Here is a 266-nt window from a genome sequence, read left to right on the forward strand (position 1 = left end):
CAGGTAGAGATTGTGGGGCATCACCGTCGCACCGAGGATGCCGATCGCGAGGTAGAGCGCATGCGGGTCGGCGAGGCGGGCGGGATCGGGGAGCATGCCCGCCAGCACCGCCGCGCCGTCCGGGGGCGAGAGGAACAGCTGCACCACGAAACAGGCGGCGACGGTGCCCACCAGCCCGAGCATGATCGCCTCCATTTGCCGGAAGCCCTGGCCCTTGAGGCTGAGCACGATCACCACGTCGAGCGCGGTGATCAGCACGCCGATCC

Annotated in this window: 1 protein-coding gene; it reads right to left on the bottom strand. The window is 69.2% G+C overall.

Features of this window, described 5'->3' with window-relative positions; translation table 11 throughout:
• The coding region (locus A7X12_RS26020; RefSeq protein WP_198162089.1) for a divalent metal cation transporter at window positions 1–266 on the bottom strand (266 nt) is incomplete at both ends.

The sequence above is a fragment of the Sphingomonas sp. TDK1 genome (genome assembly GCF_001650735.1).
Classification (GTDB): Bacteria; Pseudomonadota; Alphaproteobacteria; order Sphingomonadales; family Sphingomonadaceae; genus Sphingomonas.